This window comes from Streptacidiphilus sp. MAP5-3 (genome assembly GCF_041262505.1).
Classification (GTDB): domain Bacteria; phylum Actinomycetota; class Actinomycetes; order Streptomycetales; family Streptomycetaceae; genus Streptacidiphilus.
Window position 1 is genome coordinate 128,443 of sequence record NZ_JBGCCL010000012.1, and the last position, 25,576, is coordinate 154,018.

Sequence of the window (25,576 nt, forward strand, 5' to 3'; positions counted from 1 at the left end):
GTCCGCGAGCGCGACTGACCCCCCGTCAGCGGACGGGCTGCGGGACGCTCCCCCTGACCTGCGGCCGGGAGGTGCCCCCCGGCAGACGCAACCGCCGCGAACTGCCGCTGTACGCGAAGCCGGTCCGCTCGTAGACCCGTCGGGCCGGGTTCCCCTCGGTCACCTCCAGCCGCAGCGTGGGCAGGCCCGCCTGCGCGGTGCGCGCGAGGGCGCGCCGGAGCAGTGCGGCGCCCAGGCCCTGGGGCGCGTGCGCGGGGTCGCGGAAGATGTCCACCACGCCGGGCCCGTCGCCCGCGAGACAGCTGCTGCGCTGCGCCACCAGTACCGCGGCCACCGGCCGTCCGCCCGGCGCCAGCGCGACCGCGCTGCCGTCGAGCAGCTCGCCGAAGAGCCGACCCTGGACCATCGACGCGAACCAGTCCGGGTCACCGGCCGGATGGTCCGGATGGCCCGGCGGGTAGGCGCGTTGGTGCAGCCGGAAGAGTCGGCGGCCACCCACCTCGCCGGGCGCGGCCAGCGTCAGGCCGTGCGGGAGCTCCGGTTCGTGCCAGCGCGGATCCGGGCGCATCAGCGCGAAGTCCCAGAGGTAGTGGTGGGCGTGGCGCCCGAACGCCTCGGCGGAGCGGTGCAGCAACTCGGCGAAGTCGGTCTCGGCCGAGGCCACCCGGACGTCGAGCGTCCAGCCGGCCAGCACCTCGCCGACCACGCGCGCCGCATGCGCGAGGTCGGGACAGCGCGGACGCAGGTCGTCCGCCCACCAGAAGCCGACCCCGTCGCCGGTCCGGTCACCGGTCCCGGCATCGGTTCCGTCACCGGTCCCGGCATCGGTCCGGCCGCTGGTCACGGCGACCCGGACGAAGTCGGCCACCACCCGGCCCCACTCGTCCTGGACGGCCGTCCGCCCTGGTTCCGCCTGCCACCGGGTCAGTTGGGTCCGTTCCGGCACGACCGCGCCCGCCTCCGTCCCGTCCCGCCCATCCCTGCTCCGCAGCCCCTGCTCTGCCACCGCACTCCCGACGCACTCCCGGGCGGCGCTCAGCCGCCGTCGGCAGGCAGGTACCAGGGCGCTCGCCGGATCGCGCGGTGTGCGCGGAAGGCGCGCAGTCCCGTCAGCTCCTGGACGAACACGCCGCCGTCCAGATGCGCCGACTCGTGCTGGAGGCAGCGGGCGAAGAAGCCGGTGCCCTCGATCTCGACGGGCGCGCCCGTCACGTCCTGACCGCGGACCACCGCGCGGTCGTAACGCGGGGTCTGCGCCCGCAGGCCTGGCAGCGAGAGGCAGCCCTCCTCTCCGGCCACCACGACGCCGTCCGCCTCCACCAGCACCGGGTTGACGACGTGTCCCACATGGCGGACGTCCTCGTCGTCAGGGCAGTCGTAGACGAAGACCCGCTTCCCGACCCCGACCTGATTGGCCGCCAGCCCCACGCCGTCCGCCGCGTACATGGTCGCGAACATGTCCTCGACTAGGCGCTCCAGCTCCTGGTCGAAGACCTCCACGGTCGCGCACGGCTCGCGGAGCACCGCCGAGGCCCACGGGGTGACGGGATGCACGGTGCCGGCGCTGCCGGGGATGCGGGAGAGCATGGGACGACTCTATGCGGAGCCACAACCGCTCCTGTTCACGGGCCCGTCCGGCTGGTTCGCGGGCGGATCAGATGACGGGCAACCGAACGGAGATGGACGGTGCCCGCAGCGGAAGGGATCGGCCCGGTAGGCTACGGACAGCCTCGCCGTCCCGCAGGCAGACCGCAGGAGGAAGCACACCGATGTCCGCGCAACCCGATTCGGCCGTGCCGTCGGCCTCGCTGAACGCTCGCGCCAAGCTCGCCGTCACCGCCGGAAAGGCCGCGGCCGCTGTGTCGCGCGCCGCGGGACGCGGAAGCGGCTCGGTGATCGGCGGCAAGGTCGCGCTCCGGGTGGACCCGGATCTGCTGAGTCGCCTTTCCGAGAACCTCGACGTGGTCCTGGTCTCCGCGACCAACGGCAAGACCACCACCACCCGTCTGATCGCCGAGGCACTGCGCGCGGCCGGACCGGTCGTCTCCAACGCGCTCGGCGCCAACATGCCGGCGGGCATCACCTCCGCCCTGGCGGAGGGCGAACAGGCGCGGTTCGGCGTCATCGAGGTGGACGAGAAGTACCTGGCCATGGTCGCCCGGGACACCCACCCGAAGGCCATCGCCCTGCTCAACCTCTCCCGCGACCAGCTCGACCGGTCCTCCGAGACGCGCATGCTGGCCGAGAAGTGGCGCGAGGGCCTGGCCGGGTCCGAGGCCGTGATCATCGCCAACGCCGACGACCCGCTGGTCACCTGGGCCGCGTCGTCCTGCCGCCGGGTGATCTGGGTGGCGGCGGGCCAGGCCTACCGCGAGGACGCCTGGTCCTGCCCGAGCTGCGGCGGCGTCATGCAGCGCCCGGACGAGGAGTGGTTCTGCCCGTCCTGCGGTTTCCGCCGACCGCAGCCGCACTGGGCGCTCCAGGGCGAGTTCGTGGTCGACCCGCAGGGGTCGCCGTGGCCGATCCGGCTCCAGCTGCCCGGCCGCGCCAACCTGTCGAACGCCGCCTCCACCGCGGCGGTCGCCTCGGTCTTCGGCGTGCACCCGCAGGTCGCGCTGCAGCGGATGGAGTCGGTGACGGCCGTCGCGGGCCGCTACGAGTCGGTCATGGTGGCGGGGCGCGAGGTGCGCCTGCTGCTCGCCAAGAACCCGGCGGGCTGGCTGGAGACCTTCTCCCTGATCGACCCGGCGCCCGCGCCGGTGGTGCTCTCCGTCAACGCGCTCTCGGCGGACGGCACCGACACCTCCTGGCTGTGGGACGTCGACTACGAGCGGCTGGTCGGCCACCCGGTCTTCGTGATGGGCCAGCGCAAGCTGGACCTCGCGGTGCGGCTCGAGGTCGCCGGTGTGCAGTTCCAGGTGGTCGACTCGATCCAGCAGGCCGTGGCGATGGCGCCGGCCGGTCGGGTCGAGGCGATCGCCAACTACACCGCGTTCCAGCAGCTCCGCCGCGACGTGCAGAACTGACCGCCGGCACCGAGACGACAAGGACCTTCCCGCCATGAGTGAAAGCGCCCTTCGGCTGGTCTGGATCTACCCCGACCTGCTCTCCACCTACGGCGACCGCGGCAACGTGCTCGTCGTCGAGCGCCGGGCCCGGCAGCGCGGCCTGCAGGTGGAGCGGATCGACGTCCGCTCCGACCAGCAGGTGCCGACCAGCGGCGACATCTACCTGATCGGCGGCGGCGAGGACCGCCCGCAGCGGCTCGCCGGTGAGCGGCTGCGGGTGGACCCGGGCCTGCACCGCGCGGTCGAGAACGGCGCCATCGTCTTCGGTGTCTGCGCCGGGTTCCAGATCCTGGGCCACGAGTTCGTGGACGACCGCGGCGAGCGGACGTCGGGCCTGGGTCTGCTGGACGTGTGGAGCACCCGTGGCGAGAGCCACCGCAACGTCGGCGACATCCTCGCCGAGCCCGACCCGCGTCTCGGCCTGCCGACGATGACAGGCTTCGAGAACCACCAGGGCATCACCCACCTGGGCCAGGGCGTCTCCCCGCTGGCCCGGGTCACCGTCGGCGGCGGCAACGGGACCGGCGACGGCACCGAGGGCGCCTGGCGGGACACCGTCTTCGGCACCTACCTGCACGGACCGGTCATGGCCCGCAACCCCGCCGTGGCGGACCTGCTGATCAAGCTGGCCCTGGACGTGAGCGCCCTGCCGCCGGCCGACAACACGTGGTACGACGCGCTGCGGTCCGAGCGCATCTCCGCCGCCCAGCAGCAGACGGCCTGATCCGGGCCGCCTGCTCGATCCCTCCGAGTTCACACCTGTTCCACTCCGCTCCCCCACGCAGGGCGCCGACGGCGCCGCCCTGGCGACCGAGCCGGCCTGACCGGGAGTCGCTGCTCGGTATCATCGCGATAGGGTTGTTTTGTCCGATTCCGGTCGCCGCGCTCTGCTCGGGAGTAGCTGAACAATGCGTATTGGTGTGCTGACCAGTGGCGGGGACTGCCCCGGTCTGAACGCCGTGATCCGGTCGGTGGTCCACCGCGGAGTGGTGGACCACGGGGACGAGATCATCGGCTTTGTCGACGGCTGGCGGGGCCTCCTCGAGGAGGACTACCGGGAGCTGACGCTGGAGTCCGTCTCCGGCATCCTGGCCCAGGGCGGGACGATCCTGGGCTCGACCCGCGTCCAGCCGTCCAAGCTCCGGGGCGGCGTCGACGCCGCCCTGGAGATGTGCGAGCGGCTCGGCCTCGACGGCATCATCCCGATCGGCGGTGAGGGCACGCTGAAGGCGGCGCGCCTGCTCTCCGACGCGGGCCTGCCGATCGTGGGCGTGCCGAAGACCATCGACAACGACATCGCCTGCACCGACGTCACCTTCGGCTTCGACACCGCCGTCTCGGTGGCCACCGAGGCGCTGGACCGCCTCAAGACCACGGCCGAGTCGCACCAGCGGGTCATGGTCGTGGAGTTGATGGGGCGTCACACCGGCTGGATCGCCCTCAACGCCGGCATGGCGGCCGGCGCCCACGCCATCGTGGTGCCCGAGCGGCCCTTCGACATCGGCAAGCTGACCGAGGTCGTCCGCGAACGCTTCGAGCGCGGCAAGAAGTTCGCGATCGTGGTGGTCGCGGAGGGCGCCAAGCCCGAGCCCGGCACCATGCCGTGGCAGGAGGGCACCATCGACATCTACGGGCACGAGCGCTTCACGGGGGTCGCCACCCAGCTCTCCGGCGAGCTGGAGCACCGGCTGGGCAAGGAGGCCCGCCCGGTCATCCTCGGCCACATCCAGCGCGGCGGTACGCCGACCGCCTACGACCGGATCCTCGCCACCCGCTTCGGCTGGCACGCCGTCGAGGCCGTGCACAAGGGCGCGTTCGGTCACCTGACCGCCCTGCAGGGGACCAACATCAACCTGGTCCCGCTCGCCGAGGCGGTCGCGGACCTGAAGACCGTCCCGGCCGAGCGCTACGCCGAGGCCGAGACCGTCATCTGACGCACCGCCTGTTCCGCCGCCAGGTCCGCCGCCGGGTCAGCCCCGGCGGCGGACCGTCGGGCAATGCCGGTTATGTCCGATTAGCGTGTATCGTATGGAGATCCTTGCCTACGGCGTGCAGGCCGACGAGAAGCCCCTGCTGGAAGCCGCGTTCACCGGTCGGTACGACGTCCGCTGCCTGGAGGTCTTCCTCAACACGGACACCGCGCCGCTGGCGGCCGAGCACGAGATCATCAGCACCAGCGTCAACGCCCGGCTCGACGCCACCACCTTGCGGATCCTCGCCAAGGGCGGGACGAGGATGATCGCCCAGCGGTCGACCGGCTTCAACAACATCGATCTGGACGTCGCCGCCGAACTCGGCTTCACCATCAGCCGCGTCTCCTTCTACTCCCCCTATGCCGTCGCCGAGTTCGCCTGGACGCTCGCCCTGGCCGTCAACCGGAGGATCGTCCGGGCGGCCGGGCGGACCCGCGAGTTCGACTTCCGGCTGGACGGTCTGATGGGCCTGGACGTCCACGACATGACCGTCGGCGTGATCGGCACCGGCAAGATCGGCGAGTGCTTCTCCCGGATCGCCCACGGCTTCGGCACCAGGCTGCTCGGCTGGGACATCGCGGAGAACCCCGTCTGCCGCGACCGGCTCGGCATGGAGTACTCCTCGCTGGAGCTGCTGCTTGCCGAGTCGGACATCGTCTCGCTGCACGTCCCGCTGCTGCCGGACACCCACCACCTGATCGACGAGACCGCGCTCGGCCGGATGAAGCCGTCCGCGATCCTGATCAACAGCAGCCGCGGCGGACTGGTCGACTCGCGCGCCCTGGTCGAGGCGCTCCGCGCCGGGCGGCTGCGCGGCGTCGGGCTGGACGTCTACGAGGAGGAGACCGGCCTCTTCTTCTTCGACAAGTCGCTGGAGGGCGTGACCGACGACACCCTCGCCCGGCTGATGACCTTCCCCCAGGTGCTGGTGACGTCCCACCAGGCCTACTTCACCTCGACGGCAGTCGGCCAGATCATCGCGACCACCGTCGCGAACGTCGACGACTACCTGACCGGACGATGTTCGGAGAACACGCTGGTACCCAAAGCATGACCCGGGTGCCGAAGGACAAAACGGTCGGTTCTACTCTGGTGCGGTAACTGTGCGCACCAGGACGAGGGAAGCAGGAACCGCCGATGGGCAGCATGCCGGGCATGCCGGGGATGGGCCAGGACCTTCTCCCCTTCACCTTCGGCCGGGCGCTCGCCTTCCACCCCTCCGCCGACTGGTACTTCCTGGTAGCCGCCCTGTTGATGGCGGGCCTCTACCTCTTCGGCGCCGTCCGGCTCTGGCGGCGCGGTGACAAGTGGCCCGTCAGTCGCGTCGTCGCGTGGATGCTCGGGGTCGTCACCATGGTGATGGTCACCTGCACCGGACTGGCCCAGTACGGGATGGTGCTGCTCAGCGCGCACATGATGCAGCACATGGTGCTGTCGATGCTGACGCCGATCCTGCTGCTGCTCGGCGGCCCGATCACGCTGACCCTGCGCGCACTCCGTCCGGCCCCCAAGGGCAAGCGCGGCCCGCGCGAGCTGCTGGTCGCCCTGCTGCACTCCCGCTACCTGAAGGTGGTCTCCCACCCCGCGTTCACCATTCCGCTCTTCATCGCCAGCCTCTACGGGCTGTACTTCACGCCGATCTTCGACTTCCTGATGAAGACCACCTGGGGCCACCAGCTGATGATGGTCCACTTCCTCGCGGTCGGCCTGGTCTTCTTCTGGCCGATCATGGGCGTGGACCCGGGACCGCACCGCCCCGGCTACGTGATGCGGATCCTGGAGCTGTTCATGGGCATGCCGTTCCACGCCTTCTTCGGCGTGGCGGTGATGATGGCGTCCGGCCTGATGGTGAACACCTTCGCGCACCCGCCGGCGTCGCTGGGCATCAACCCACTCAGCGACCAGCACCTGGCGGGCGGCCTGGCCTGGGCGTTCAGCGAGATCCCCTCAACGGTGGTGCTGATCGCGCTGACCTTCCAGTGGGCCAAATCCGAGGAGCGCCAGTCGCGCCGCAAGGACCGGGCCGCCGACCGCAACGGCGACCAGGAGCTGGAGGCGTACAACGCGTACCTGGCCCGCCTGGGCCAGCGCCCGGCGGGCTGAGCCGCCCAGAGAGCCTGGGGGCTGTCGGGTCAGGTGCCGGACATCATGCTGTCGTAGGGGACCTGGCGCAGGTAGAGCGCGCCGCAGGTGTGGCAGATCGGTTCCCTGGTGTGCGCCCAGCCCGCGTCGGTCATGGTCGCCGCGTCCTCGCCCAGCTCACGACCGCAGAGGGCAGTCAGCGCGCCGTCCTTCATCATGTGCCAGGCCTTGATCGTGCCCCCGCCCGCGTACTCCGCCCGCATTCCGTAGACGTTCATGGCCGAACCTCCTGGTGCTCCTGGTGACGTCGGCCCATCAGGTCAAGGATGCTGCGGCGTTGCGCTCAGCGCCACTCCCGCCACGGGTGCGCACCGGCCCCGAGCGTGGCCCCGGGGCGACGCACCCGGACCTGGCCGAGGAAGGCCCGGCCGGTGATCCGTATCGTCGGACCGTCCGTCGGCGTCTCGTCCACCGCACCCAGCGGCAGCACCCGCTTGGCGAAGAACGCGCCGCCCTCGTCGTAGACGCGGACGTGCGGAGGCAGGACGATCTCGATCAGTCCGCAGAGGGCGTCGGCCTCGATCACCACCTCGCGCCGGGTGAAGACCGCCTGGCGCAGATCGATCACCAGCTTGCCCCAGCGGGCACGGGCCACGCTGGTGGGCGGCACCGGCCACTGGCCGCCACGGCGGACCTTGCTGAACAGCGCGGTCACCGGGCGGACGCTCGGCGGCTCGACCGGCTGCAGCTCGGAGGCGGAGACGGGCAGGTCGAGGGTGAGCGGATGCAGCTCGGCCAGTGTCCGTGCCGCGTAGGCGGTCTCCAGTCGCGATGCGTGCTCGTCCGGATCGAGGTGACCGGTGGCCAAAGCATCGGCGAGCACGGCGGCGACCCGGTCCCGGTCGACGTCCCCGGCGCGCAGGGCGGGGCCCTCGCCGGCGGGGGCAGGGAGCAGCACAGGCTCGTTCATGGCGGACACACTCCAGCTTCGGCCGGCAGGGAACGGCGGATCGACCGCGCGGGATCGACGGCGACAGAAACACGATATGTCGCGACTGTGACGCGGTCAACGCGATTACTCGAACGAGGGAAGAGGGCTCCGCTTCTCCTGCCGGCTTCTCGCGTCTCCCGTCTCTCGTCCTACCTGTCGTCCTACCTCTCGGAAAAGCGGTCAGCCTGGGCGAGGAGCCCGTCGAGCAGGACGTCGAGGCCGAAGTCGAACCGCTCGTCCCCGGCGTCGCGGGTGAGCGGGTCGACCATGGAGCTGAGCCAGCTGATCCCGTTGAGCCCGTTGAGCGGACGCGGCATCACCCTCGGTCCAGCTCCTGATGGTTGGGCACGTAGGCGAGGTCGATCGGCTGCGCGGGCGGGCCGTCGCGGCGCAGCGCCTCCAGCAGGGCGACCAGTTGCGGCGGCCACAGCACCTCGCCCACCTCGGCGAGTTCGGCCGGGCTGAACCAGCGGCAGCGGAGGATGCCGTCGGCGGCGAACGAGTCGGTCAGGTCGCCGACCGGGTCCCGGCGCGGGGCCCGGGCCAGGAAGATCACCTCGTGCTGACGGACCAGCCCCTCCCCGCTGCGGTGGTAGTCGTGCTCCCAGGTCCACAGCGCCGGACCGGTGGTCACGTCGGTCCAGCCGGTCTCCTCGGTCGTCTCGCGCAGGGCTCCGGCGAGCGGCTCCTCCCCCGGCTCCAGGCCGCCGCCGGGCAGCACCCAGTGCGGGCCGACCTCGGCGTCGTGGTGCAGTTGCAGGAAGACGTGATCGTCCGGATCCAGGACGAGCAGGCGAGCGGCGGCGCGGCGTGGACGCTCGCCGGTCCCGGGCCGCTCGGCGACGAGGAAGCCGCCACCGTGGGTCAGGCGATCCGCGCCGTAGCGGTCGGCGAGGTCGTCCTTGTCGATCTCGTGGACCAGCCAGCCGTCGCGGCGCAGCCACTGGGCGGCGTCCTGGCCGAGGCCGCCGCGCCAGAGCGAGATCGCCGCGGACATCGAGGGCTCGCTGGCCGAGAGCTCCAGGGTCCGCCGCAGCTCACGGCCGTGGACCAGGGACAGACGACTGCCGGGCGCGGAGAGTGCGCCGACCTGTTCCAGCAGCGCGGCGGCGTCGGCGGGCTCCAGATAGATCAGCAGACCCTCGACCAGCCAGGCCGTGCGCGCCTCCGGGTCGAACCCGGCGCCGGTCAGCGCGGCGGCCCAGTCCTCGCGCAGGTCGACGGCGAGGATGGTGCGCGGCACCCGGGGCTCGGCGTGTTCGGCGGCGAGCACCCGCTCCTTGAAGGCCAGGGTGTCGGGCAGGTCGAGCTCGAAGAGCCGGACGCCGTCGGGCCAGTCCAGCCGGAAGGCGCGTGCGTCCGGCCAGGCCGCGAGCAGCACCACCTGGGTGCAGCCGCCCGTGCGGGCCGCGCCTTGGAGGTAGTCGTCGAAGAACGCGGTGCGCAGCACAAGGTGCGCGGACAGCACCCGCCAGGCCTCGCTCGACCTACCGCGCGGCACCTGCGCGGGCGCGGCGGCAACCGCCGCGCGGACGAAGGCGGCGGCGTAGGGATCGTCGAAGAGCCGGTCGCTCGCGGGACGGGCGCTCTCGACGGCCCGCACCATGGCCACGCCGAGCGCGGTCCGGCCGACGCCCTGGGGCAGCTGATCCTCGGTCACCCGTTCAATCTAGCGACGGCCACCGTCAGCCCGACCCGGGTTTTCCCGGGCGGTGATGCCGAAGCGACTGCGCGGGCGTTCGCTCTCCGCGAGCGGGCCGACCGCGTGGATCTCGCTGACGGCGCCCGACCACTCCGGCTCCTCGGCGGGGCGCGGGGCGTCCTGGGCGTCGAGCTCCTCCAGTCGCCGCAGGTCGGCGGCGGAGACCAGGGCGACCAGGGGTTTGCCGTGGCGGGTCATGACCGCCCGCTCGCTGCCGTAGCCGACGCGGTTGACCAGCTCCGCAAAGGCGGCCCTGGCTTGTGTGACGGGAATCTCAGCAGGCATGCTCGAAGTCTAGCGTTCTGTACAGAACGTACGTTCTTGGCGAGTACGTTCGCAGCAGAACGCGCGGACCGACTCAGGACGAGCAGGAGGACGGAATGCCGACCGAACGACTCCGCGACCCCTTCCGCGAGCAGCTGCTGGAACAGCGGGTGGTCACCCTTACCGGGCCGCTCGACGACACCGCGTGCGCGGAGGCCGCCGCCGAACTGCTCCACCTCGACCGCGCCGACCCGGGCCGTGAGCTGAGCCTCTACCTGAATTCCTCCGGTGGCGCGCTCACCCCGCTGCTCGGGCTGGTCGACGTGGTCCGCTCGCTCGCCTGCCCGGTGCAGACCGTCTGCCTGGGGCGCGCCGAGCGGACCGCGGCCGTGCTGCTGGCCGTCGGCACGCCCGGCCGACGGGTCGTCATGCCGCAGGCGCGACTCCTGCTCGCCCACCCGGACCCCGGGACCGAACCGGACGGCCACCCGCTCGCGGCAGAGGAACTGATGCACCATGCGGACTCCTGGGAGCGTCGGCTCCGCGCCGTCGAGGCGCTGCTCGCCGAGGCGACCGGCACGAGTCGCGAGCGGGTGCGACACGACCTGGAACACGGCCTGGCGATGGGCGCGGAAGCGGCCGTCGGATACGGCCTGGCCGACACGATCGGCCGACGCCCGCCGAATGGATGAACCATTCCCACAGCGCCCCGAATAAGCCCAGTTCACACCCGGTTCGAACGCGGCTGTAATCGATTTCGAGGCCCGGCATACGAATACCTCTGAAGGCTCAAGAATTGCGCAGCAAACCCGATGTGGTAAGAATCACAAACGCACGGCGGAACGTGAAGATCCCATAAAAACGTGCCAATACTGTCCGCCGAACGAACAAGTCCTCGCCACCGTGGCGGGGCGGTCCTGCCGGACGCCTAGTCTCGCCACCGGCCGGACGCCAGGTGCTCACACACACCTGACAGGCGAGAACGGGAGACCCAGGCAGTACGGGGTGGCGCAGGCAACGCCGCCCCTCGGGGTGAAGCCGGACGACGGCCGGGCAGCTTCTGGAGCCCGAACCCGACAGGGACGACTTTCGTAGGCGGTTCCGGAAGGGCTTTAGCATGTCTGCGTCCTCTGGTTCTGCGCGCAACCATGCCAACCGGCTGAAGGCCGGAATCACCACGCTCGCCGCCACGGGAGCACTTCTCGGCGGGACCGCAGTGGTCGCGCCGACGGCCAGCGGGGCCAATCTCACCATCGGCCTGCGGGCCTTGCACGTCGCCGAATCCAAGCACGGCGACCCCTATCACTGGGGAGCCACCGGGCCGAACTCTTTCGATTGCTCAGGGCTGACGTACTACGCGTTCAAACATGTCGGAAGAAAACTCCCCCGCACGGCGGAACAGCAGTACAACCACGTGCACCACATCTCGTTCCGGCAGCTGCGACCCGGCGACCTGGTCTTCTTCCATGACGGCGACTACGTGTACCACGTGGGCATCTACGCCGGGCACTGGAAGATCTGGCACTCCCCGCACCCCGGCACCTACGTGAAGCTGGAGCACATCTGGACACACTCCGTCTGGTTCGGCCGGGTGAACTGACCACACGTCCGGTCAGAGAGCCGCCTGACGGCGGGCCTCGTCGAGCAGCTCCATCACCTCGATCGAGGCCTGCCAGGGCATCAGCGGGCTCTGCAGCAGACCGGCGCGCAGGCAGCGCATCACCTCCTCGGCCTCGTGGGTGAACCCGAGGCCGTGGAACGGCACGTCGATGCGCTCGGCCGGCTTCTGCTCGTCCTTGCCGCGACGCAGCAGCAGGTGGTCCGGCCGGAAGAAGTCCTGGGGCAGCTCGATCCGGCCCTCGGTGCCGGCCACCGTGGCCCGGCGAGGCGTCGGCGCGACGATGCCGCAGGTGAGAGCGGCCATCGCGCCGCTGTCGTAGCCGAGCAGCACACCGGTGTTGGCGTCGACGCCCTCGGGCGTCGGACTGGACCAGGCGTGCACCCGGTCGGGCCTGCCCAGCAACAGGTGCGCCAGGCTGACCGGATAGACGCCGAGGTCCAGCAACGCGCCGCCGCCCAGCGCCGGGTTCCGCAGCCGGTGGCTCGGCTCGAACGGTCCGGCGATGCCGAAGTCGGCGTGAACGGTGCGGACGTCGCCGATCACCCCGTCACGGACCAGCTCGACGGCGCGCCGGATCGCCGGGTTGAACCGCATCCACATGGCCTCCATCAGGAAGACCCCGCGGCTGCGGGCCAGTTCGACCAGGGAGCGGGCCTGCGCCGCGTCCAGCGTGAGCGGCTTCTCGCAGAGGACCGCGCGGCCCGCGTCGAGGCAGAGCGCGGCGGCGTCGTGGTGGGCGCTGTGCGGGGTGGCCACGTAGACCACGTCGACGCGATCGTCGGCGGCCAACTCCGCCCAACTGCCGTACGCGTGGGGGATCCCGTGGCGCGCGGCGAAGGCCCGGGCAGCCCCCTCCGTGCGCGAGGCGACGGCGAACACCTCGGCGTCCGGGAGGAGTTGGAGGTCCTCGGTGAAGTCGCGGGCGATGTTGCCGGTGGCCAGGATGCCCCAGCGGATCTTCCCCTGGATCTTGCCCTGGCTCTTCCCCCGGCGGTTCGCGCTTCCATTGGTCCCAGTCATGGGGTCATCCCATCACGACCGGAGCCCATGGCGGCAGGGTCCGTCACCGGTCCCGGCGGGCGCCGTCCGGGGCGGTGCCGGCCAGAAGCGAGACAGCCCAGGTGATTTGATCATCCGTCAGATCCGCGCGGGCCGTCAGCCGCAGCCGCGAGAAGCGGTCGGGCACGGACGGCGGGCGGAAGCAGCCGACGCCGAGGCCGAGTGCGCGCACCTCGGCGGCCCAGGCCACAGCCGCCTCCGGGGAGGGGGCGCGGACCGAGACCACGGCCGCGTCCGGCTCGCTGGACTCGAATCCCTCGGCGCGCAGGGCGTCGGCCAGCAGGTGTGCCACCTGCCGGGCCCGGTCGGCGCGTTCGGGCTCGGAGCGGAGCACGCGCAGCGCGCCGAGCGCGGCACCGGCGGCGGCCGGGGCGAGACCGGTGTCGAAGATGAAGGTCCGCGCGGCCTGGACCAGGTGCTCGATCACCCGGCGCGGACCGAGCACCGCGCCGCCCTGCGAGGCCAGCGACTTGGAAAGGGTCACCGTGGTCACCACGTCCGGCGCGCCCGCCAGACCCGCGGCCGCGGTGGCCCCGGAGCCGCCCGGGCCGAGGACGCCCAGGCCGTGCGCGTCGTCGATCACCAGTGCCGCGCCGTGGTCGCGGCAGGCGGCGGCCAGCTCGGCCAGCGGCGCGGCGTCGCCGTCGACGGAGAAGACGGAGTCGCTGACCGCGATCGCCCGGGCCTCGCTCCGGGCGGCCAGCTCGGCGCGGAACGCACCCGGGTCCTTGTGCGCGGCACGGGCGATCCGGGCGCGGGAGAGGCGGCAACCGTCGATCAGCGACGCGTGGTTGAGCGCATCGGAGACGATCAGCGCCTCCGGGCCGGTCAGCGCGGTGAGCGCGGCCAGGTTGGCGGTGTAGCCGGAGGAGAAGACGAGCGCCGCCTCCGCGCCGCAGAACTCGGCGAGTTCGCGCTCCAGCTCGGCGTGCAGCTCGGTCGTCCCGGTCACCAGCCGGGAACCGGTCGCGCCGCCACCCCAGCGCCGGGCTGCCTCGGCCGCGGCGTCGGTGACCCGGGGGTCGAGGGTGAGGCCCAGATAGTCGTTGCTCGCCAGGTCGAGCAGGCCGCTGTCCGCGGGGCGCGGTCGCAGCGTGCGCACCAGACCGGCCCGCTGCCGGGTCGCGGCGGCGGCGTCGATCCACGCGAAGGGGTCAGCGGTGGCGAGGGTCATGGGGCGACCCTGTCAGGAGCGCGCCGCACGGGACAACTCGAAGCCGTTGCGACATTGCTCACCACAGCCGCGACCACCACACCCGCGCGTAACCGGGGTGCATAAGAGAGGTGCCGAGACCGCTCAGTCGTCCCACATGACCGCGTCGCCGGTCTGCGCGGTCAGGTACCAGGTCGGGGTGACCAGATCGGCGGTGGCGCCGGTCGTCTGCGCCGCGTAGGCGGAGTGGACAACCGTGACAAAACGCCCGACTTGGGCGACCTTCCACTGCGCTGCGGTCGTCGGCGCCGTCACCCCCGGAACGGCGTTGCCGGGTTGACGCATCGACACCGACGACGCGCTGTCGAGCGCGGACTCCGCCTGGCGCGCCGTCTCCGCGTCCGCGAAGGTGAAGAGGGTGACCTGCGACAACACCGAGTGGTCCGCGCTCAGGTAGTCCGCTGTGAGATAGCCCTCACACGAGGTGACGACGGCGTTCGGCACGGTGGGAGCCATGACGCCCAGGCAGGACGCCGCGCTGTCCAGCGCGTAGCGGGTCTCCTGGTAGGCGTTGACGTTGGTGGCGCTCTCGGGCACGTTCACCGTGGCCGGGGCGATGGTCGAGGCGTCCGGCAGGTCGCCCTGCGCAGCGGCTGCGCCGCTGGTGTCACCCGGCACGGCGACGCCGCCGACGCTGTCCTGGGAGATCTCGGTGGACCCGGTCCCCGCGGCGGCCGAGGAGGCGCCCGTGTAGTGGACCTCCGCCCAGGTCGCTATGCCCGCCGACACGACCAGCAGCCCGATCAGCGCCGCCCTGCGCGAGCCGCGGCGCGGCCGGTGCCCGGCGGCATGCGCTGGGGCATGCGCAGGGGCGTGCACGGGGGCGTCCGCGGGCTGCGGTTCCGGTTCCCGAGGGTCGGCGGTCGACTCTCCCCTGGTCGTCATGCGAGAGAGTGTAGGGGGTCACACTCCCGTGCGAACCAGCCGGGTGATCAGCAGAGACACCGAATTCACAGGCCACGGACAGGCTTTCGCGTCGCGCTCACTCATCGAACCGAATCCCTTCACATCGTGCCGAGAATCGGACGAGTCGGGTCCGAGTTGGTTGATCTGTGACAACACGGCCAGCGTTGTGTGAGATGTTCTATCCGGTTCCGTACTGGCGGCAGCAGATCACCGCAGGGCAGGATCACCTTCATGGATCTGCTCGACTCTCTTGTCACCAAGGCGCTCAGCCGCGAACTGCCCACTCGCGAGGAGGCCCTGGCCGTGCTCGCCACCACCGACGACGAACTGCTCGACGTCGTCGCCGCGGCCGGTCGCGTCCGCCGGGCCTTCTTCGGCCGCCGGGTGAAGCTCAACTACCTGGTGAACCTCAAGAGCGGACTCTGCCCCGAGGACTGCTCCTACTGCTCCCAGCGGCTGGGCTCGAAGGCCGAGATCCTCAAGTACACCTGGCTCAAGCCGGGTGACGCCGCCGCCGCGGCCAAGGCCGGTGTGGCGGGCGGCGCCAAGCGCGTCTGCCTGGTGGCCAGCGGTCGCGGCCCGACGGACAAGGACGTGGACCGGGTCGCCGACACCATCGCGGCGATCAAGGAGGAGAACGAGCAGGTCGAGATCTGCGCCTGCCTCGGCCTCCTCTCCGACGGCCAGGCCGAGCGGCTGCGCGACGCCGGTGTCCACGCGTACAACCACAACCTGAACACGTCCGAGGGCACCTACGAGGACATCTGCTCCACCCACGACTTCTCCGACCGGGTCGACACCGTGCAGAAGGCGCAGGCCGCCGGTCTGTCCGCCTGCTCTGGCCTGATCGCGGGCATGGGCGAGAGCGACGCGGACCTGGTCGACGTCGTCTACGCGCTGCGCGACCTGGACTCGGACTCGGTTCCGGTGAACTTCCTGATCCCCTTCGAGGGCACGCCGCTGGCCAAGGAGTGGAACCTCACGCCGCAGCGCTGCCTGCGCATCCTGGCGATGGTCCGGTTCGTCTTCCCGGACAAGGAGGTCCGCATCGCGGGCGGCCGTGAGGTGCACCTGCGCTCGCTGCAGCCGCTGGCCCTGAACCTGGCCAACTCGATCTTCCTGGGCGACTACCTGACCAGCGAGGGCCAGGCCGGCCAAGCCGACCTCGAGATGCTCTCCGACGGCGGCTGGGTCGTCGAGGGCCAGGACGAGGCGACGCTGCCGCGCGACCGCGAGCACGCCGACGTGGCCGTCCGCCGTCGCGGCGCCGGCACGGACCTGCCGCCCAACGCCTGATGAGCACGTCCGAACCTGGCGCCGGCACGCGCGTCCCGCTGGACGTCGACCGGCTGCTCGAGCTCGACCGCGCCCATGTCTGGCACCCCTACGGGGCCATGCCGGGCGCGGCCGAGCCCTACCCGGTCGCGTCCGCGAGCGGCGTGCGGCTGCGGATGGCCCGGCCGGTCGAGGGCCACGACGAGCTGATCGACGGCATGTCGTCGTGGTGGTCGGCGATCCACGGCTACGGCCACCCGGTGCTGGACGCGGCCGTCCGCGACCAGCTCGGCCGGATGAGCCACGTGATGTTCGGCGGGCTCACCCACGAGCCCGCCGTCCGGCTGGCGACCACGCTGGTCGAGCTGACGCCCGAGCCGCTGCAGCACGTGTTCCTGGCGGACTCGGGCTCGGTCTCGGTCGAGGTCGCAGCCAAGATGTGCCTGCAGTACTGGCGTTCGCAGGGCCGCCCGGAGAAGCACCGGCTGCTGACCTGGCGCGGCGGCTACCACGGCGACACCTTCCACCCGATGTCGGTCTGCGACCCCGAGGGCGGCATGCACGAGCTCTGGACCGGCGTCCTGCCGCGCCAGATCTTCGCCGAGGCCCCGCCGTCCGGGTTCGACGCCCCCGTCGACCCGGCGTACGTGGCCCATCTGGACGAGCTGATGGCCCGTCATGCGGCGGAGGCCGCAGCCGTGATCGTCGAACCCGTGGTCCAGGGTGCGGGCGGCATGCGGTTCCACTCCCCCGCGTACCTGCGGGTGCTGCGGGAGCTGTGCGACGCGCACGACGTCCTGCTCGTCTTCGACGAGATCGCCACGGGCTTCGGCCGCACCGGCGAACTCTTCGCGGCGGACCACGCGGGCGTCTCCCCCGACGTCATGTGCGTCGGCAAGGCGCTGACCGGCGGATACCTGACGCTGGCCGCGTCGCTGTGCACGACGCGGGTGGCGGAGGGGATCAGCCGGGGTGACGTGCCCGTGCTGGCGCACGGCCCGACGTTCATGGGCAATCCGCTGGCGACGGCGGTGGCCAACGCGTCGATCGAACTGCTGCTCTCGCAGGACTGGCGGCAGGAGGTCAAGCGGATCGAGTCCGGCCTGCGGGAGGGACTGGCGCCTGCGGCCGCGCTTCCCGGCGTCCGGGACGTGCGGGTGCTGGGCGCGATCGGCGTGGTGCAGCTCGACCACGAGGTCGATGTCGCGGCGGCGACGCGGGCCGCTGCGGCGGAGGGGGTGTGGCTTCGGCCGTTCCGGGACCTCGTCTACACGATGCCGCCGTATGTCTGCGGAGACGCCGACCTCGCCACCCTCTGCGCGGGCGTCCGCGCGGCGGCGGAAGCCGCATAAGCAGTGCAGGCGGGGAACTGCGCTACAAGCCACCCACGCAGGTGGAGCACCGAACGCGCAGGGCCGTCCGTACACACGTGGTTCTCGCGACAACGCGCTTCTCGCGCAGTTCGTCGCGCCCCTGAGGAAGCTGCAACTCCGCCTTCGCGTCGATCCAACCGACCGACCCTCTGACCGAAAGCAACTCACGCACCATGACCTGCCAGATCCTCCTCGTCACCGGCACCAACACCGAGATCGGAAAGACCGTCACCACCGCAGCGGTCGCGGCGCTCGCGCGTGACGCGTCGCGGCGCGTCGCGGTGGTGAAGCCCGCACAGACCGGCGTCGCGCCGGGCGAGCCGGGGGACGTGGACGAGGTGCTGCGGCTGGCCGGGCCGGTGACCGTGAGCGAGCTGGGTCGCTACCCCGAGCCGCTCGCGCCCGGGACCGCCGCCGCGCGCAGCGGCCTGCCGCCCGTGACGACGGAGCAGATCGCCAAGGAGGTGGCCCGGCTCGCCGAGACGCACGACCTGGTGCTGGTCGAGGGTGCGGGCGGCCTGCTGGTGCGGTTCGACGCGGAGGGTTCCTCGCTCGCGGACGTTCCCGCCGCGCTGACGGGCCTCGGCCTGCAGGCCGAGGTGCTGCTCGTGGTGACCGCCGGGCTCGGCACACTCAACCTCACCGAGCTGAGCGCCGAGGCGCTGCGCACCCGTTCGATCCCGCTGCACGGGCTCGTCATCGGCGGCTGGCCGGCCGAGCCGGACCTGGCGATGCGGTGCAACCTGGCCGACCTGCCGCTGGTCGCGGACGCCCCGCTGCTCGGCGCGCTGCCGGAGCGCTGCGCCGGGCCGGAGGTCGACCACGAGAGCTTCCTCGGGGTCGCGCGCGCCTCGCTCGCGCCGGTGCTCGGCGGGGCGTGGGAGCTCACCTAAGGGAGGGCTCCGGGGATCACTCGGGGGATCACTCAGGGTCCGGCTCAGTCCTGTGGCGGATGCCGTCCCGGAGTGTCGGTCATAGGCTCGTTCCGGACGCCGATCCATGCTGTTCAGCGAGTTCGGAGGGGTCGGCCGGGGGAGTCGGAGCACGGAGTCATGGCTGGCACGCCACAGAACGCGTCACAGCACGCGTCTCAGCACGCGTCCGGTCCCGCCGCCCGGGCGGTGGGGCTGAGCAAGGCCTACGGGAGCGGAGACACCACCGTTCTCGCGTTGGACGCCGTCGACGTCGCGATCGACGCCGGGCGGTTCACCGCGATCATGGGGCCGTCCGGCTCCGGCAAGTCGACGTTGATGCACTGCCTGGCCGGGCTGGACCAGGCGACCTCGGGCGAGGTCTGGATCGGTGACACCGAACTGACCCGGCTCGGGGACCGGCAGCTGACCCGGCTCCGGCGGGACCGGGTCGGCTTCGTCTTCCAGGCGTTCAACCTGCTGCCCACGCTCACCGCCGAGGAGAACATCACCCTGCCCGGCGACATCGCGGGCCGCAGGCCGGACGCCGCCTGGCTGGCCCAGGTGGTCGAGACCCTGGGGCTGGGCGACCGGCTGGGTCATCGGCCGCACGAGCTGTCCGGCGGGCAGCAGCAGCGCGTCGCGGTGGCGCGGGCGCTGGTCGGACGGCCCGCGCTGATCTTCGCGGACGAGCCCACCGGCAATCTGGACTCCCGCTCCGGCGCCGAGGTGCTCGGCTTCCTGCGGCGCAGCGTCGACGAGCTGCGGCAGACGGTCGTGATGGTCACCCACGACCCGAACGCCGCGTCCTACGCCGACCTGGTCCTCTTTCTGGCCGACGGCCGGATCGTCGACCGGCTGGAGCGTCCGACGGCCGACAGCGTGCTGGAGCGGATGCGTCGTCTCGATCCCCGGCCCGCGACCACGCGCGCCGAGTAGAGGAGCCCTGGGACCGATGCTCAAGGCGACGCTGCGCGGCTTTCTCGCCCACAAGGGTCGGCTGGCCCTGTCCCTGCTCGCGGTGGTGCTCTCGGTGGCCTTCGTCGCCGGGACGCTGATGTTCACCGACACCATCGGCAGTACCTTCGACCGGCTCTTCCGCAGCACCTCGGCGGACGTCTCGGTGACCGCGCACAACGACCTGGTGGGCCGCAACGACCAGAGCCTCTCCGGCACCGTGCCGACGGTCCCGGCGTCCCTCGTCGGCACGGTCGCGCACGTGCCCGGGGTGGCCTCCTCCTACGGGCGGGTGCAGCTCGCCGGGATCGTGCTCACGGACGCGCGGAACAAGAGCATCGGCGCGATCGGCGGCGCGCCGACCATCGGGATCAACTGGAGCCTGGAGCCCAACTCCCCCGTCGACCTGACCTCCGGCTCGCCGCCGGCGAACGGCACCCAGGTCGTGGTCGACTCCGACACCGTCGCCAAGCACCATCTGCTGCTGGGCGAGCGGCTCCACGTGATCTCCGCGACCGGCAGCTTCCCGGTCACGCTGACCGGGATCGCCACCTTCAACACCACCAACCCCGGTGCGACGCTGGTCTTCCTGGACACGGCCACCGCCCAGAGCCATCTGCTGGGCCAGACGGGCGTGTTCACCTCCGTGGACGCGGTCGCCGCCCAGGGCCTCACCCACCAGCAGCTGGCCGACCGGGTCGCGGCCGTGGTCGGCAAGGCCTACGACGTGAAGACGGCCGAGCAGAGCGCCAAGGACGCCGCGCAGACGCTCGGCACCTTCCTCTCGGTCATCAAGGACGCGCTGCTCGGCTTCGCCGGGATCGCCGTGCTGGTGGGCATCTCGCTGATCCTCAACACCTTCTCGATGCTGGTCGCGCAGCGCACCCGGGAGCTGGGGCTGATGCGCGCGCTGGGCGCGAGCCGGGAGCAGGTCAACCGGTCGGTCATGGTGGAGGCGGTGCTGCTCGGCGTGATCGGCTCCACGGTCGGGCTGGCTCTGGGCGTCGGGCTGGCGCTCGGGCTGATCAAGCTGGTGGCCACCGGCGGGCTGGTGCTCAAGGGCAGCGAGCTGGCGGTCCGTTGGCCGACCGTGGTCGCCGCGTACACGGTGGGAATCGTGGTGACCGCGGTCTCCGCCTACCTGCCGGCGCGGCGTGCGTCGAAGGTCTCGCCGATGGCCGCGCTGCGTGAGGCGGACACCCCCGGCCGTGGCGCGCCGCTGCGGATACGCGCGGCGGCGGGGCTGGTGGTGCTGGCGCTCTCGGCGGCGGCGCTGGGCGGCGCCGCCGTGACGCGGGACCTGGGGCGCGCCGGGCTGCTGCTCGGGGCCGGGGTGCTGCTCAGCCTGATCGGGCTGGTGGTGATCGGGCCGCTGCTGGCCCGGCCGGTGATCCGGCTGGTCGGCGGCTGGTTCCCGCGCGTCTTCGGTCCGGTGGGGACGCTGAGCCAGCGCAACGCGCTGCGCAATCCGCGGCGGACCAGCGCCACCGCCTCCGCGCTGATGATCGGGCTGGCGCTGGTCGCCTCGCTGTCGGTGGTCGGCTCGTCGATGGCGGCCTCGATCGACGCGCAGATCGACAAGACCATCGGCGCGGACCTGATCGTGCAGAACGCCAACGGGCTGCCGTTCCCCAACGAGGTCGGCGACACCGTCCAGGCCACGCACGGCGTGGGGTTGGTCGTGCGCGGCCAGGCGACGCGAGGCGCGCTGGTCGCGGCGAACGGTACGCAGAGCCGGACGCTGGTGGTCGGCACCACGCCCGGCCTGGACAAGGTGGTGCGCATCCAGATGCGCACCGGCACCATCGCCCGGGGCACCGAGCCCGGCCGGGTCATGGTGGGCTCCAACTACGCCGACGCGCACAGCCTGCACGTCGGCAGCCCGGTGACGATCCTGTTCCAGAGCGGACGGACCGGCACGCTGACGGTCGGCGCGATCGACGTCACCGACACCAACCCGGGCGGTCTGGGCGACGAACCGGTCGTCGCCACGCAGACGCTGCGCAGCTACGTGCCGGGCGCGCTGGACGACGTGGTCTTCGTCAACGTGGCTCCCGGGGCGAACAAGGAGCAGGTCAAGAGCGCTCTGACCACCGCGCTGGCCAAGGACCCGCAGGTGCAGGTGCGCGACCAGACCGACTACAAGAAGCTGATCCGGGGCCAGATCGACTTCCTGCTGCAGCTGATCTACGGCCTGCTGGCGCTGGCAATCATCATCGCCGTCCTGGGCGTGGTCAACACGCTGGCCCTGTCGGTGATCGAGCGCACCCGCGAGATCGGGCTGCTGCGCGCGATCGGGCTGGGCCGCCGCCAACTGCGGCGGATGGTACGGCTGGAGGCCGTCGTCATCGCGCTGTTCGGGGCCGTTCTCGGACTGGGCCTCGGGCTGGTCTGGGGGCTGACCGCGCAGCGGCTGCTGGCGGTGAAGGGGCTGCAGTCGCTGTCGATCCCGTGGTCCACCGTGATCGCCGTGGTGATCGGCGCCGCCGTGGTCGGCCTGCTGGCCGCCCTGGGCCCCGCGCTACGCGCCTCGCGGCTCAACGTCCTCGACGCCATCGCGCACGAGTAGATCTGGCGTCAGGCCCTGTCGCCGGACTTCCGCAGCAGCCCCGGCAGCGCCAGGGCCGACTCCCACAGCTCGTCGAGCTCGTCCTGGCCTGCCGGATCCACACCGTCGAGCAGGGGCTGGAACCGCTCGGCCGCGCGGAACAACGCCTCGGGCAGCGGCTGGTCGCGCTCGCGCAGGTCCATCATCCGGGCCAGCAGCGAGGCCGCGACCGCCCGCAACTCGGAGAGCCCAGCGGGCGCGGCGAGCTCGGGCGCGAGCTCGGCCTCGGGCTCCGAAGGCTCGAAGGTGTCGGCGGGCTCAAAGGTGTCGGCGGGAACGGCACGTTCGGGTGCTCTGTTCAGTTCTGGATGACCACGCGGCAGTTGAGCGACCATACGGCGACACTACGCCCGGCCTCTGACAATCGGGCCGACGGTCGCTCAACTGCGACGGGTACGGCCCGGCCTCAGCCGAGCGGCCTGACCCAGCGACGCCACTGGTCCTCGCGGTGGTATCCGGCGGCGGCCCAGGCGGCTTGGCCGGTGCCGTTGACCTCCAGCACCATCGCGTCCGCACGACGACCGCCGACCGCGCGGAAGCGGTCGTGCGCAGCCTCCAGCAACAGCCCGGAGACGCCCTGACGCCGGTGGTCGGGATGGACCGCGAGCCGGTAGAGGCTGGCCCGCCAGCCGTCCCAGCCGGCGATGACCGTACCGACCAGCCGCGCCGGATCGCCCGCCTGCGCGGGCAGTTCGGCCAGGATGAGCGCGTCCGGGTCGCGCTCGACCAGGCGCTTCACGCCCGCCACGTCGTCGCTGATGCTCGTGCCCTCGGCGGCCAGTCGCCAGAAGTCCAGGACGGCGCCGACGTCGTTGACGCGCGCGGCGCGGATGCTCAGTTCGCTCATGCGCCCAGCCAAACAAGTGGCCCGCGCGCGCCGCCGGGAGTTTCGAGGGCTGAGACGTGCCGTCGTCCATCCCCCTCCCGACGGGCGGTCACTACGATGGTCGGGTGACGGAAAGGGGAGGGGACACCGCGCTGTCCGAGCTGATGCCGTGGTCCGTCCGCGGGATCAGGACGGGCCGGTCCTGGGTCCTCTGCGCCGATCCCGAGGTGCTGGAGGAGCGCTGGCGACGGCTGGTCGAGGCGGGACCGCAGCGGCGCGCCGAGTTGTTCGAACCGTCCCGCTCGCGCACCCCCGACTCCGCCGTCGCCGCGCTGCCCGGACAGGCAGGACAGGGCGGCAGCACCCGCCGACTCTCCCGAGAGCCGGGCCCAAGGCCGCCGCTGGTCAGGGTGCGCAGCCGGGCCTTCGACCGACTCTGGCTCCTCGCCGACCACCGCCTGCTGGACCGGGCACGCCCGGAACTCTGGCGGGTCCTCGGCCCCGACCAGCGCTTCATGCTCACGCTGCCACCACAGCAGCCCGCGCCCGCAGCACCTGATTCACCGACCACCGTCGTCAGCACCGAGCTGCCGATCGACCCCCGCGTGACGGTGCATCCGCTCCACCGGCGTCCGGACGGGTCGGAGCCGAACGTCACTCCCGGGCTGCTCGCCCACCTGTCGCACGTCTTCCGCGCCACCGCGCCCCTCACCCCGGCAGACCTGCTGGCGTGGATCACCGCCGTCACCGCTCGGCCCGCCGCGCCGCGCAGCGGAGGCGAGCCCCTGGTGCCGCTCCCCCGCTCCGCCGCCGTCTGGGCCGAGGGCGTGGCGCTCGGGCACCGCGTGCTGGAGCTGCACAGCGCAGCGCCCACCGGCCGCCGACTCCCGGACGGCCGGAGGGCGTTCGTGCGCCAGCCCGTCGACCGGCAGCCGGAGACGCTCGGCTACGAGCCGGAGACCGAGACCCTGATGCTCGGCGAGGGCCGCCTGGCGCCCGTGCTGCCGAGCGCCTGGGCCTCGCCGGCCCTCGGCGAGTGGTTCGAGGAGCGGATCGCCTTCCGTTCCGCCGCCACCGGCACGCTGCAGGCCCTCGGCCTGACGGTCTGGCCGCAGCGGGCCACCACGGAGCTGCTGGAGCTGACGACCACGCTCGCCCTCCTCGCCGAGCTGCTGCCCGCGCAACAGGAACTCGTCGCCTCCGGCGGCCCCTGGCTGAGCCGCGCCGAACTGGCGGACGCGGGCGTGCTGCCGGTCCCCGCCGCAGCCCGCCGACCGGCGTCCGTCTTCACCTGTCAGGAGGAAGGACCGGAGGGCCAGTACGCGCTGCTGTGAGGACGCGTCCCACCGGGTGTCCGCACCGGACGCGATGATTGCCGTTTGATACCGAAGCCCCGATTGAGCTGCAACGACGCTCGCACCCGTCGGCGCGCCCCGGATACCATCCGCCATGAATCCGCTCACCGTTGCGGCTACCGAGCGACGGCGGCGGAACACCGGCGAAAACTGCAGCGGAAGGACGGAGCGTGGTGGACCAGCTCACCGGTGGTGACTCCTCGCTGCTGCGGCGGATCAACTCCGCGGTGACGCTGCGTGCCCTCCGCGACGGCCAGGTGCTGACGCTGACCCAGCTGGTCGGCGGGACCGGACTGTCCCGCCCCACTGTCGAGGGCGTGATCGAGGGTCTGATCGAGTCCGGCCTCGTCGTCGAGGTGGACCCGGCCACGGCGGCCGGCGCAGGCAGGCCCGGTACCGAGGGCGTGCGTCAGCGCGGCCGTCCCGCACGGCACTTCCGCTTCCGCGCCGAGGCCGGTCACCTGCTCGGCGTCGAGATCGGCACCCACGGCGCCCGCGCCATCATCTCCGACCTGCGCGGACGGACCCTCGGCGCGTACGGGCGGCCGATCGACGAGACCACCGAGGCCGACGAGCGCCTGACGCTGGTCCGCGGGACCGTCGCCGAACTGCTGCGGCGCGGCGGCATCTCGCGCGACACGATCTGGGCCGTCGGTGTCGGCACACCCGGCGTGGTCGACTCCGAGGGCGTGGTCCAGCTCGGCACCGCGCTGCCCGGCTGGACCGGGCTCGACCTGGCCAACCGACTGCGCCGTTCGTTCCGCTGTCCGGTCCTGGTCGAGAACGACGCCAACCTGGCCGCCATCGGCGAGCACTGGAAGGGCGCGGCGGTCGGCAGGAGCGACGTGGTCTTCGTCCTGGCCGGGCTCAGCCCGGGCGCCGGATCACTGATCGGCGGACGCCTGCACCGCGGCTTCGGCGGCGCGGCGGGAGAGATCGGCTCGCTGCACCTGCTCGGGCAGGAGGCGGAGCCGTCCCAGCTGCTCTCCCCCTCGGGCAAGCGCCTCCACGACCCGCTCGACGAGGCCGCCGTAGCGCAGGTGCTGCGGCTGGCCCAGGAGGGCGACCACACGGCGATGGACGTGCGCGACCGCTTCCTGGCCCGGCTGGTGCGCGACGTCGCCGCGCTGGTACTGGCGATCGACCCGCAGATCGTGGTCGTCGGCGGGTGGGCGAGCGGCCTGGCGGGCGTCGTGGAACCGCTGCACGAACAGCTCAGCCGCCTCTGTCTGCGCCCGCCCGAGGTGCAGCTCTCGGCACTCGGCGACGCGGCCATCGCGATCGGCGCGGTGAAGCTGGCCCTCGACCACGCCGAGGCCCAGCTCTTCTCCGTCGATCAGTGACCGGAACGAACAGCGGTACCAGGAACGAGCAGCGGCAACGGACCGGAGC

The 25,576-nt window shown here is 72.1% G+C and carries 26 protein-coding genes; 14 read left to right on the forward strand and 12 right to left on the reverse strand.

Features of this window, described 5'->3' with window-relative positions; genetic code table 11:
- Positions 1 to 25: 25 nt before the first annotated feature.
- Complete coding sequence (locus ABH928_RS19775) at positions 26 to 1,006, reverse strand: GNAT family N-acetyltransferase (RefSeq protein ID WP_370068196.1); 981 nt, start codon at positions 1,004 to 1,006, stop codon at positions 26 to 28.
- Positions 1,007 to 1,035: 29 nt separating this feature from the next.
- Complete coding sequence (def, locus tag ABH928_RS19780; protein ID WP_370068197.1) at positions 1,036 to 1,587, reverse strand: peptide deformylase; 552 nt, start codon at positions 1,585 to 1,587, stop codon at positions 1,036 to 1,038.
- Positions 1,588 to 1,769: 182 nt separating this feature from the next.
- Between def and ABH928_RS19785 the strand changes: the two genes are divergently transcribed.
- From ABH928_RS19785 to ABH928_RS19805, 5 genes are all read left to right on the forward strand, one after another.
- Positions 1,770 to 3,026 (forward strand): MurT ligase domain-containing protein, encoded by a 1,257-nt coding sequence (locus tag ABH928_RS19785; protein ID WP_370068199.1) that lies wholly within the window; start codon positions 1,770 to 1,772, stop codon positions 3,024 to 3,026.
- A gap of 34 nt (positions 3,027 to 3,060) precedes the next feature.
- Positions 3,061 to 3,792: a type 1 glutamine amidotransferase gene (locus tag ABH928_RS19790; RefSeq protein WP_370068201.1), complete on the forward strand. Its 732-nt coding sequence runs from the start codon at positions 3,061 to 3,063 to the stop codon at positions 3,790 to 3,792.
- Between the two features lie 184 nt (positions 3,793 to 3,976).
- Positions 3,977 to 5,002, forward strand: a complete 1,026-nt coding sequence (locus tag ABH928_RS19795) for a 6-phosphofructokinase (RefSeq protein WP_370068203.1) — start codon at positions 3,977 to 3,979, stop codon at positions 5,000 to 5,002.
- Between the two features lie 94 nt (positions 5,003 to 5,096).
- On the forward strand, positions 5,097 to 6,095 hold the full coding sequence (locus ABH928_RS19800) for a 2-hydroxyacid dehydrogenase (protein ID WP_370068205.1): 999 nt from the start codon (positions 5,097 to 5,099) through the stop codon (positions 6,093 to 6,095).
- 83 nt (positions 6,096 to 6,178) lie between these two features.
- Positions 6,179 to 7,144, forward strand: a complete 966-nt coding sequence (locus ABH928_RS19805; RefSeq protein WP_370068207.1) for a cytochrome c oxidase assembly protein — start codon at positions 6,179 to 6,181, stop codon at positions 7,142 to 7,144.
- Positions 7,145 to 7,173: 29 nt separating this feature from the next.
- Here ABH928_RS19805 and ABH928_RS19810 read toward each other — a convergent pair whose 3' ends face one another.
- From ABH928_RS19810 to ABH928_RS19830, 5 genes are all read right to left on the reverse strand, one after another.
- A complete protein-coding gene (locus ABH928_RS19810) occupies positions 7,174 to 7,401 on the reverse strand; it encodes a hypothetical protein (protein WP_370068209.1) in 228 nt (75 codons plus the stop codon).
- 65 nt (positions 7,402 to 7,466) lie between these two features.
- Positions 7,467 to 8,093: a DUF1707 domain-containing protein gene (locus ABH928_RS19815; protein WP_370068211.1), complete on the reverse strand. Its 627-nt coding sequence runs from the start codon at positions 8,091 to 8,093 to the stop codon at positions 7,467 to 7,469.
- A 182-nt stretch (positions 8,094 to 8,275) separates the two neighbouring features.
- Entirely contained in the window at positions 8,276 to 8,434 is a 159-nt protein-coding gene (locus ABH928_RS19820) for a hypothetical protein (protein ID WP_370068213.1), read from the reverse strand.
- The gene (locus ABH928_RS19825; RefSeq protein ID WP_370068215.1) at positions 8,431 to 9,774 is read right to left on the reverse strand and encodes an SAM-dependent methyltransferase; all 1,344 of its coding nucleotides are present in this window, start codon (positions 9,772 to 9,774) and stop codon (positions 8,431 to 8,433) included. Before ABH928_RS19825 ends, ABH928_RS19820 begins: the two co-directional genes overlap by 4 nt.
- A 9-nt stretch (positions 9,775 to 9,783) precedes the next feature.
- Positions 9,784 to 10,101 (reverse strand): type II toxin-antitoxin system Phd/YefM family antitoxin, encoded by a 318-nt coding sequence (locus ABH928_RS19830; protein WP_370068217.1) that lies wholly within the window; start codon positions 10,099 to 10,101, stop codon positions 9,784 to 9,786.
- 95 nt (positions 10,102 to 10,196) lie between these two features.
- Here ABH928_RS19830 and ABH928_RS19835 point away from each other — a divergent pair, with 95 nt between their 5' ends.
- Complete coding sequence (locus ABH928_RS19835; RefSeq protein ID WP_370068219.1) at positions 10,197 to 10,772, forward strand: ATP-dependent Clp protease proteolytic subunit; 576 nt, start codon at positions 10,197 to 10,199, stop codon at positions 10,770 to 10,772.
- A 425-nt stretch (positions 10,773 to 11,197) separates the two neighbouring features.
- Entirely contained in the window at positions 11,198 to 11,680 is a 483-nt protein-coding gene (locus ABH928_RS19840) for a C40 family peptidase (protein ID WP_370068221.1), read from the forward strand.
- Between the two features lie 12 nt (positions 11,681 to 11,692).
- Here ABH928_RS19840 and ABH928_RS19845 read toward each other — a convergent pair whose 3' ends face one another.
- The 3 genes from ABH928_RS19845 to ABH928_RS19855 form a co-directional block, all read right to left on the reverse strand.
- Positions 11,693 to 12,721 (reverse strand): Gfo/Idh/MocA family protein, encoded by a 1,029-nt coding sequence (locus ABH928_RS19845; protein WP_370068223.1) that lies wholly within the window; start codon positions 12,719 to 12,721, stop codon positions 11,693 to 11,695.
- A 43-nt stretch (positions 12,722 to 12,764) separates the two neighbouring features.
- Positions 12,765 to 13,934, reverse strand: a complete 1,170-nt coding sequence (locus tag ABH928_RS19850) for an 8-amino-7-oxononanoate synthase (protein WP_370068225.1) — start codon at positions 13,932 to 13,934, stop codon at positions 12,765 to 12,767.
- Between the two features lie 123 nt (positions 13,935 to 14,057).
- Positions 14,058 to 14,858 carry a hypothetical protein gene (locus ABH928_RS19855; protein WP_370068227.1) on the reverse strand — a complete coding sequence of 267 codons (801 nt, stop codon included), beginning with the start codon at positions 14,856 to 14,858 and terminating at the stop codon, positions 14,058 to 14,060.
- A 252-nt stretch (positions 14,859 to 15,110) separates the two neighbouring features.
- Between ABH928_RS19855 and bioB the strand changes: the two genes are divergently transcribed.
- The 5 genes from bioB (at position 15,111) to ABH928_RS19880 (ending at position 21,964) form a co-directional block, all read left to right on the forward strand.
- A complete protein-coding gene (bioB, locus tag ABH928_RS19860; protein ID WP_370068229.1) occupies positions 15,111 to 16,175 on the forward strand; it encodes a biotin synthase BioB in 1,065 nt (354 codons plus the stop codon).
- The gene (locus ABH928_RS19865; RefSeq protein ID WP_370068231.1) at positions 16,175 to 17,506 is read left to right on the forward strand and encodes an adenosylmethionine--8-amino-7-oxononanoate transaminase; all 1,332 of its coding nucleotides are present in this window, start codon (positions 16,175 to 16,177) and stop codon (positions 17,504 to 17,506) included. The genes bioB and ABH928_RS19865 overlap by 1 nt, the downstream gene beginning before the upstream one ends.
- A gap of 194 nt (positions 17,507 to 17,700) precedes the next feature.
- Positions 17,701 to 18,420 carry a dethiobiotin synthase gene (gene bioD, locus ABH928_RS19870; protein ID WP_370068233.1) on the forward strand — a complete coding sequence of 240 codons (720 nt, stop codon included), beginning with the start codon at positions 17,701 to 17,703 and terminating at the stop codon, positions 18,418 to 18,420.
- Positions 18,421 to 18,579: 159 nt separating this feature from the next.
- Complete coding sequence (locus tag ABH928_RS19875; protein ID WP_370068235.1) at positions 18,580 to 19,377, forward strand: ABC transporter ATP-binding protein; 798 nt, start codon at positions 18,580 to 18,582, stop codon at positions 19,375 to 19,377.
- Between the two features lie 16 nt (positions 19,378 to 19,393).
- Complete coding sequence (locus ABH928_RS19880; RefSeq protein WP_370068237.1) at positions 19,394 to 21,964, forward strand: ABC transporter permease; 2,571 nt, start codon at positions 19,394 to 19,396, stop codon at positions 21,962 to 21,964.
- Positions 21,965 to 21,972: 8 nt separating this feature from the next.
- Here ABH928_RS19880 and ABH928_RS19885 read toward each other — a convergent pair whose 3' ends face one another.
- Together ABH928_RS19885 and ABH928_RS19890 are read right to left on the reverse strand one after the other, a co-directional pair.
- Complete coding sequence (locus ABH928_RS19885; RefSeq protein ID WP_370068239.1) at positions 21,973 to 22,338, reverse strand: hypothetical protein; 366 nt, start codon at positions 22,336 to 22,338, stop codon at positions 21,973 to 21,975.
- A 71-nt stretch (positions 22,339 to 22,409) separates the two neighbouring features.
- Positions 22,410 to 22,850, reverse strand: coding sequence for a GNAT family N-acetyltransferase (locus ABH928_RS19890; RefSeq protein WP_370068241.1), 441 nt, complete (start codon positions 22,848 to 22,850; stop codon positions 22,410 to 22,412).
- Between the two features lie 104 nt (positions 22,851 to 22,954).
- On the opposite strand from ABH928_RS19890, the gene ABH928_RS19895 reads away from it, so the two are divergent.
- Both ABH928_RS19895 and ABH928_RS19900 read left to right on the forward strand, forming a co-directional pair.
- Positions 22,955 to 24,163, forward strand: coding sequence for a type ISP restriction/modification enzyme (locus ABH928_RS19895; protein WP_370068243.1), 1,209 nt, complete (start codon positions 22,955 to 22,957; stop codon positions 24,161 to 24,163).
- Positions 24,164 to 24,357: 194 nt separating this feature from the next.
- A complete protein-coding gene (locus ABH928_RS19900; protein WP_370068341.1) occupies positions 24,358 to 25,527 on the forward strand; it encodes an ROK family protein in 1,170 nt (389 codons plus the stop codon).
- Positions 25,528 to 25,576 lie beyond the last annotated feature (49 nt).

Coding starts and splice junctions, on each gene's coding strand:
- ABH928_RS19800 (WP_370068205.1), top strand. CDS start 5,097: ATGGAGATCCTTGCCTACGGCGTGCAGGCCGACGAGAAGCCCCTGCTG.
- bioD (WP_370068233.1), top strand. CDS start 17,701: ATGACCTGCCAGATCCTCCTCGTCACCGGCACCAACACCGAGATCGGA.
- ABH928_RS19880 (WP_370068237.1), top strand. CDS start 19,394: ATGCTCAAGGCGACGCTGCGCGGCTTTCTCGCCCACAAGGGTCGGCTG.
- ABH928_RS19845 (WP_370068223.1), bottom strand. CDS start 12,721: ATGACTGGGACCAATGGAAGCGCGAACCGCCGGGGGAAGAGCCAGGGC.
- ABH928_RS19885 (WP_370068239.1), bottom strand. CDS start 22,338: ATGGTCGCTCAACTGCCGCGTGGTCATCCAGAACTGAACAGAGCACCC.
- ABH928_RS19830 (WP_370068217.1), bottom strand. CDS start 10,101: ATGCCTGCTGAGATTCCCGTCACACAAGCCAGGGCCGCCTTTGCGGAG.
- ABH928_RS19890 (WP_370068241.1), bottom strand. CDS start 22,850: ATGAGCGAACTGAGCATCCGCGCCGCGCGCGTCAACGACGTCGGCGCC.
- ABH928_RS19790 (WP_370068201.1), top strand. CDS start 3,061: ATGAGTGAAAGCGCCCTTCGGCTGGTCTGGATCTACCCCGACCTGCTC.
- ABH928_RS19805 (WP_370068207.1), top strand. CDS start 6,179: ATGGGCAGCATGCCGGGCATGCCGGGGATGGGCCAGGACCTTCTCCCC.
- ABH928_RS19795 (WP_370068203.1), top strand. CDS start 3,977: ATGCGTATTGGTGTGCTGACCAGTGGCGGGGACTGCCCCGGTCTGAAC.
- ABH928_RS19810 (WP_370068209.1), bottom strand. CDS start 7,401: ATGAACGTCTACGGAATGCGGGCGGAGTACGCGGGCGGGGGCACGATC.
- ABH928_RS19815 (WP_370068211.1), bottom strand. CDS start 8,093: ATGAACGAGCCTGTGCTGCTCCCTGCCCCCGCCGGCGAGGGCCCCGCC.
- ABH928_RS19840 (WP_370068221.1), top strand. CDS start 11,198: ATGTCTGCGTCCTCTGGTTCTGCGCGCAACCATGCCAACCGGCTGAAG.
- ABH928_RS19785 (WP_370068199.1), top strand. CDS start 1,770: ATGTCCGCGCAACCCGATTCGGCCGTGCCGTCGGCCTCGCTGAACGCT.
- ABH928_RS19865 (WP_370068231.1), top strand. CDS start 16,175: ATGAGCACGTCCGAACCTGGCGCCGGCACGCGCGTCCCGCTGGACGTC.
- ABH928_RS19835 (WP_370068219.1), top strand. CDS start 10,197: ATGCCGACCGAACGACTCCGCGACCCCTTCCGCGAGCAGCTGCTGGAA.
- def (WP_370068197.1), bottom strand. CDS start 1,587: ATGCTCTCCCGCATCCCCGGCAGCGCCGGCACCGTGCATCCCGTCACC.
- bioB (WP_370068229.1), top strand. CDS start 15,111: ATGGATCTGCTCGACTCTCTTGTCACCAAGGCGCTCAGCCGCGAACTG.
- ABH928_RS19855 (WP_370068227.1), bottom strand. CDS start 14,858: ATGACGACCAGGGGAGAGTCGACCGCCGACCCTCGGGAACCGGAACCG.
- ABH928_RS19875 (WP_370068235.1), top strand. CDS start 18,580: ATGGCTGGCACGCCACAGAACGCGTCACAGCACGCGTCTCAGCACGCG.
- ABH928_RS19850 (WP_370068225.1), bottom strand. CDS start 13,934: ATGACCCTCGCCACCGCTGACCCCTTCGCGTGGATCGACGCCGCCGCC.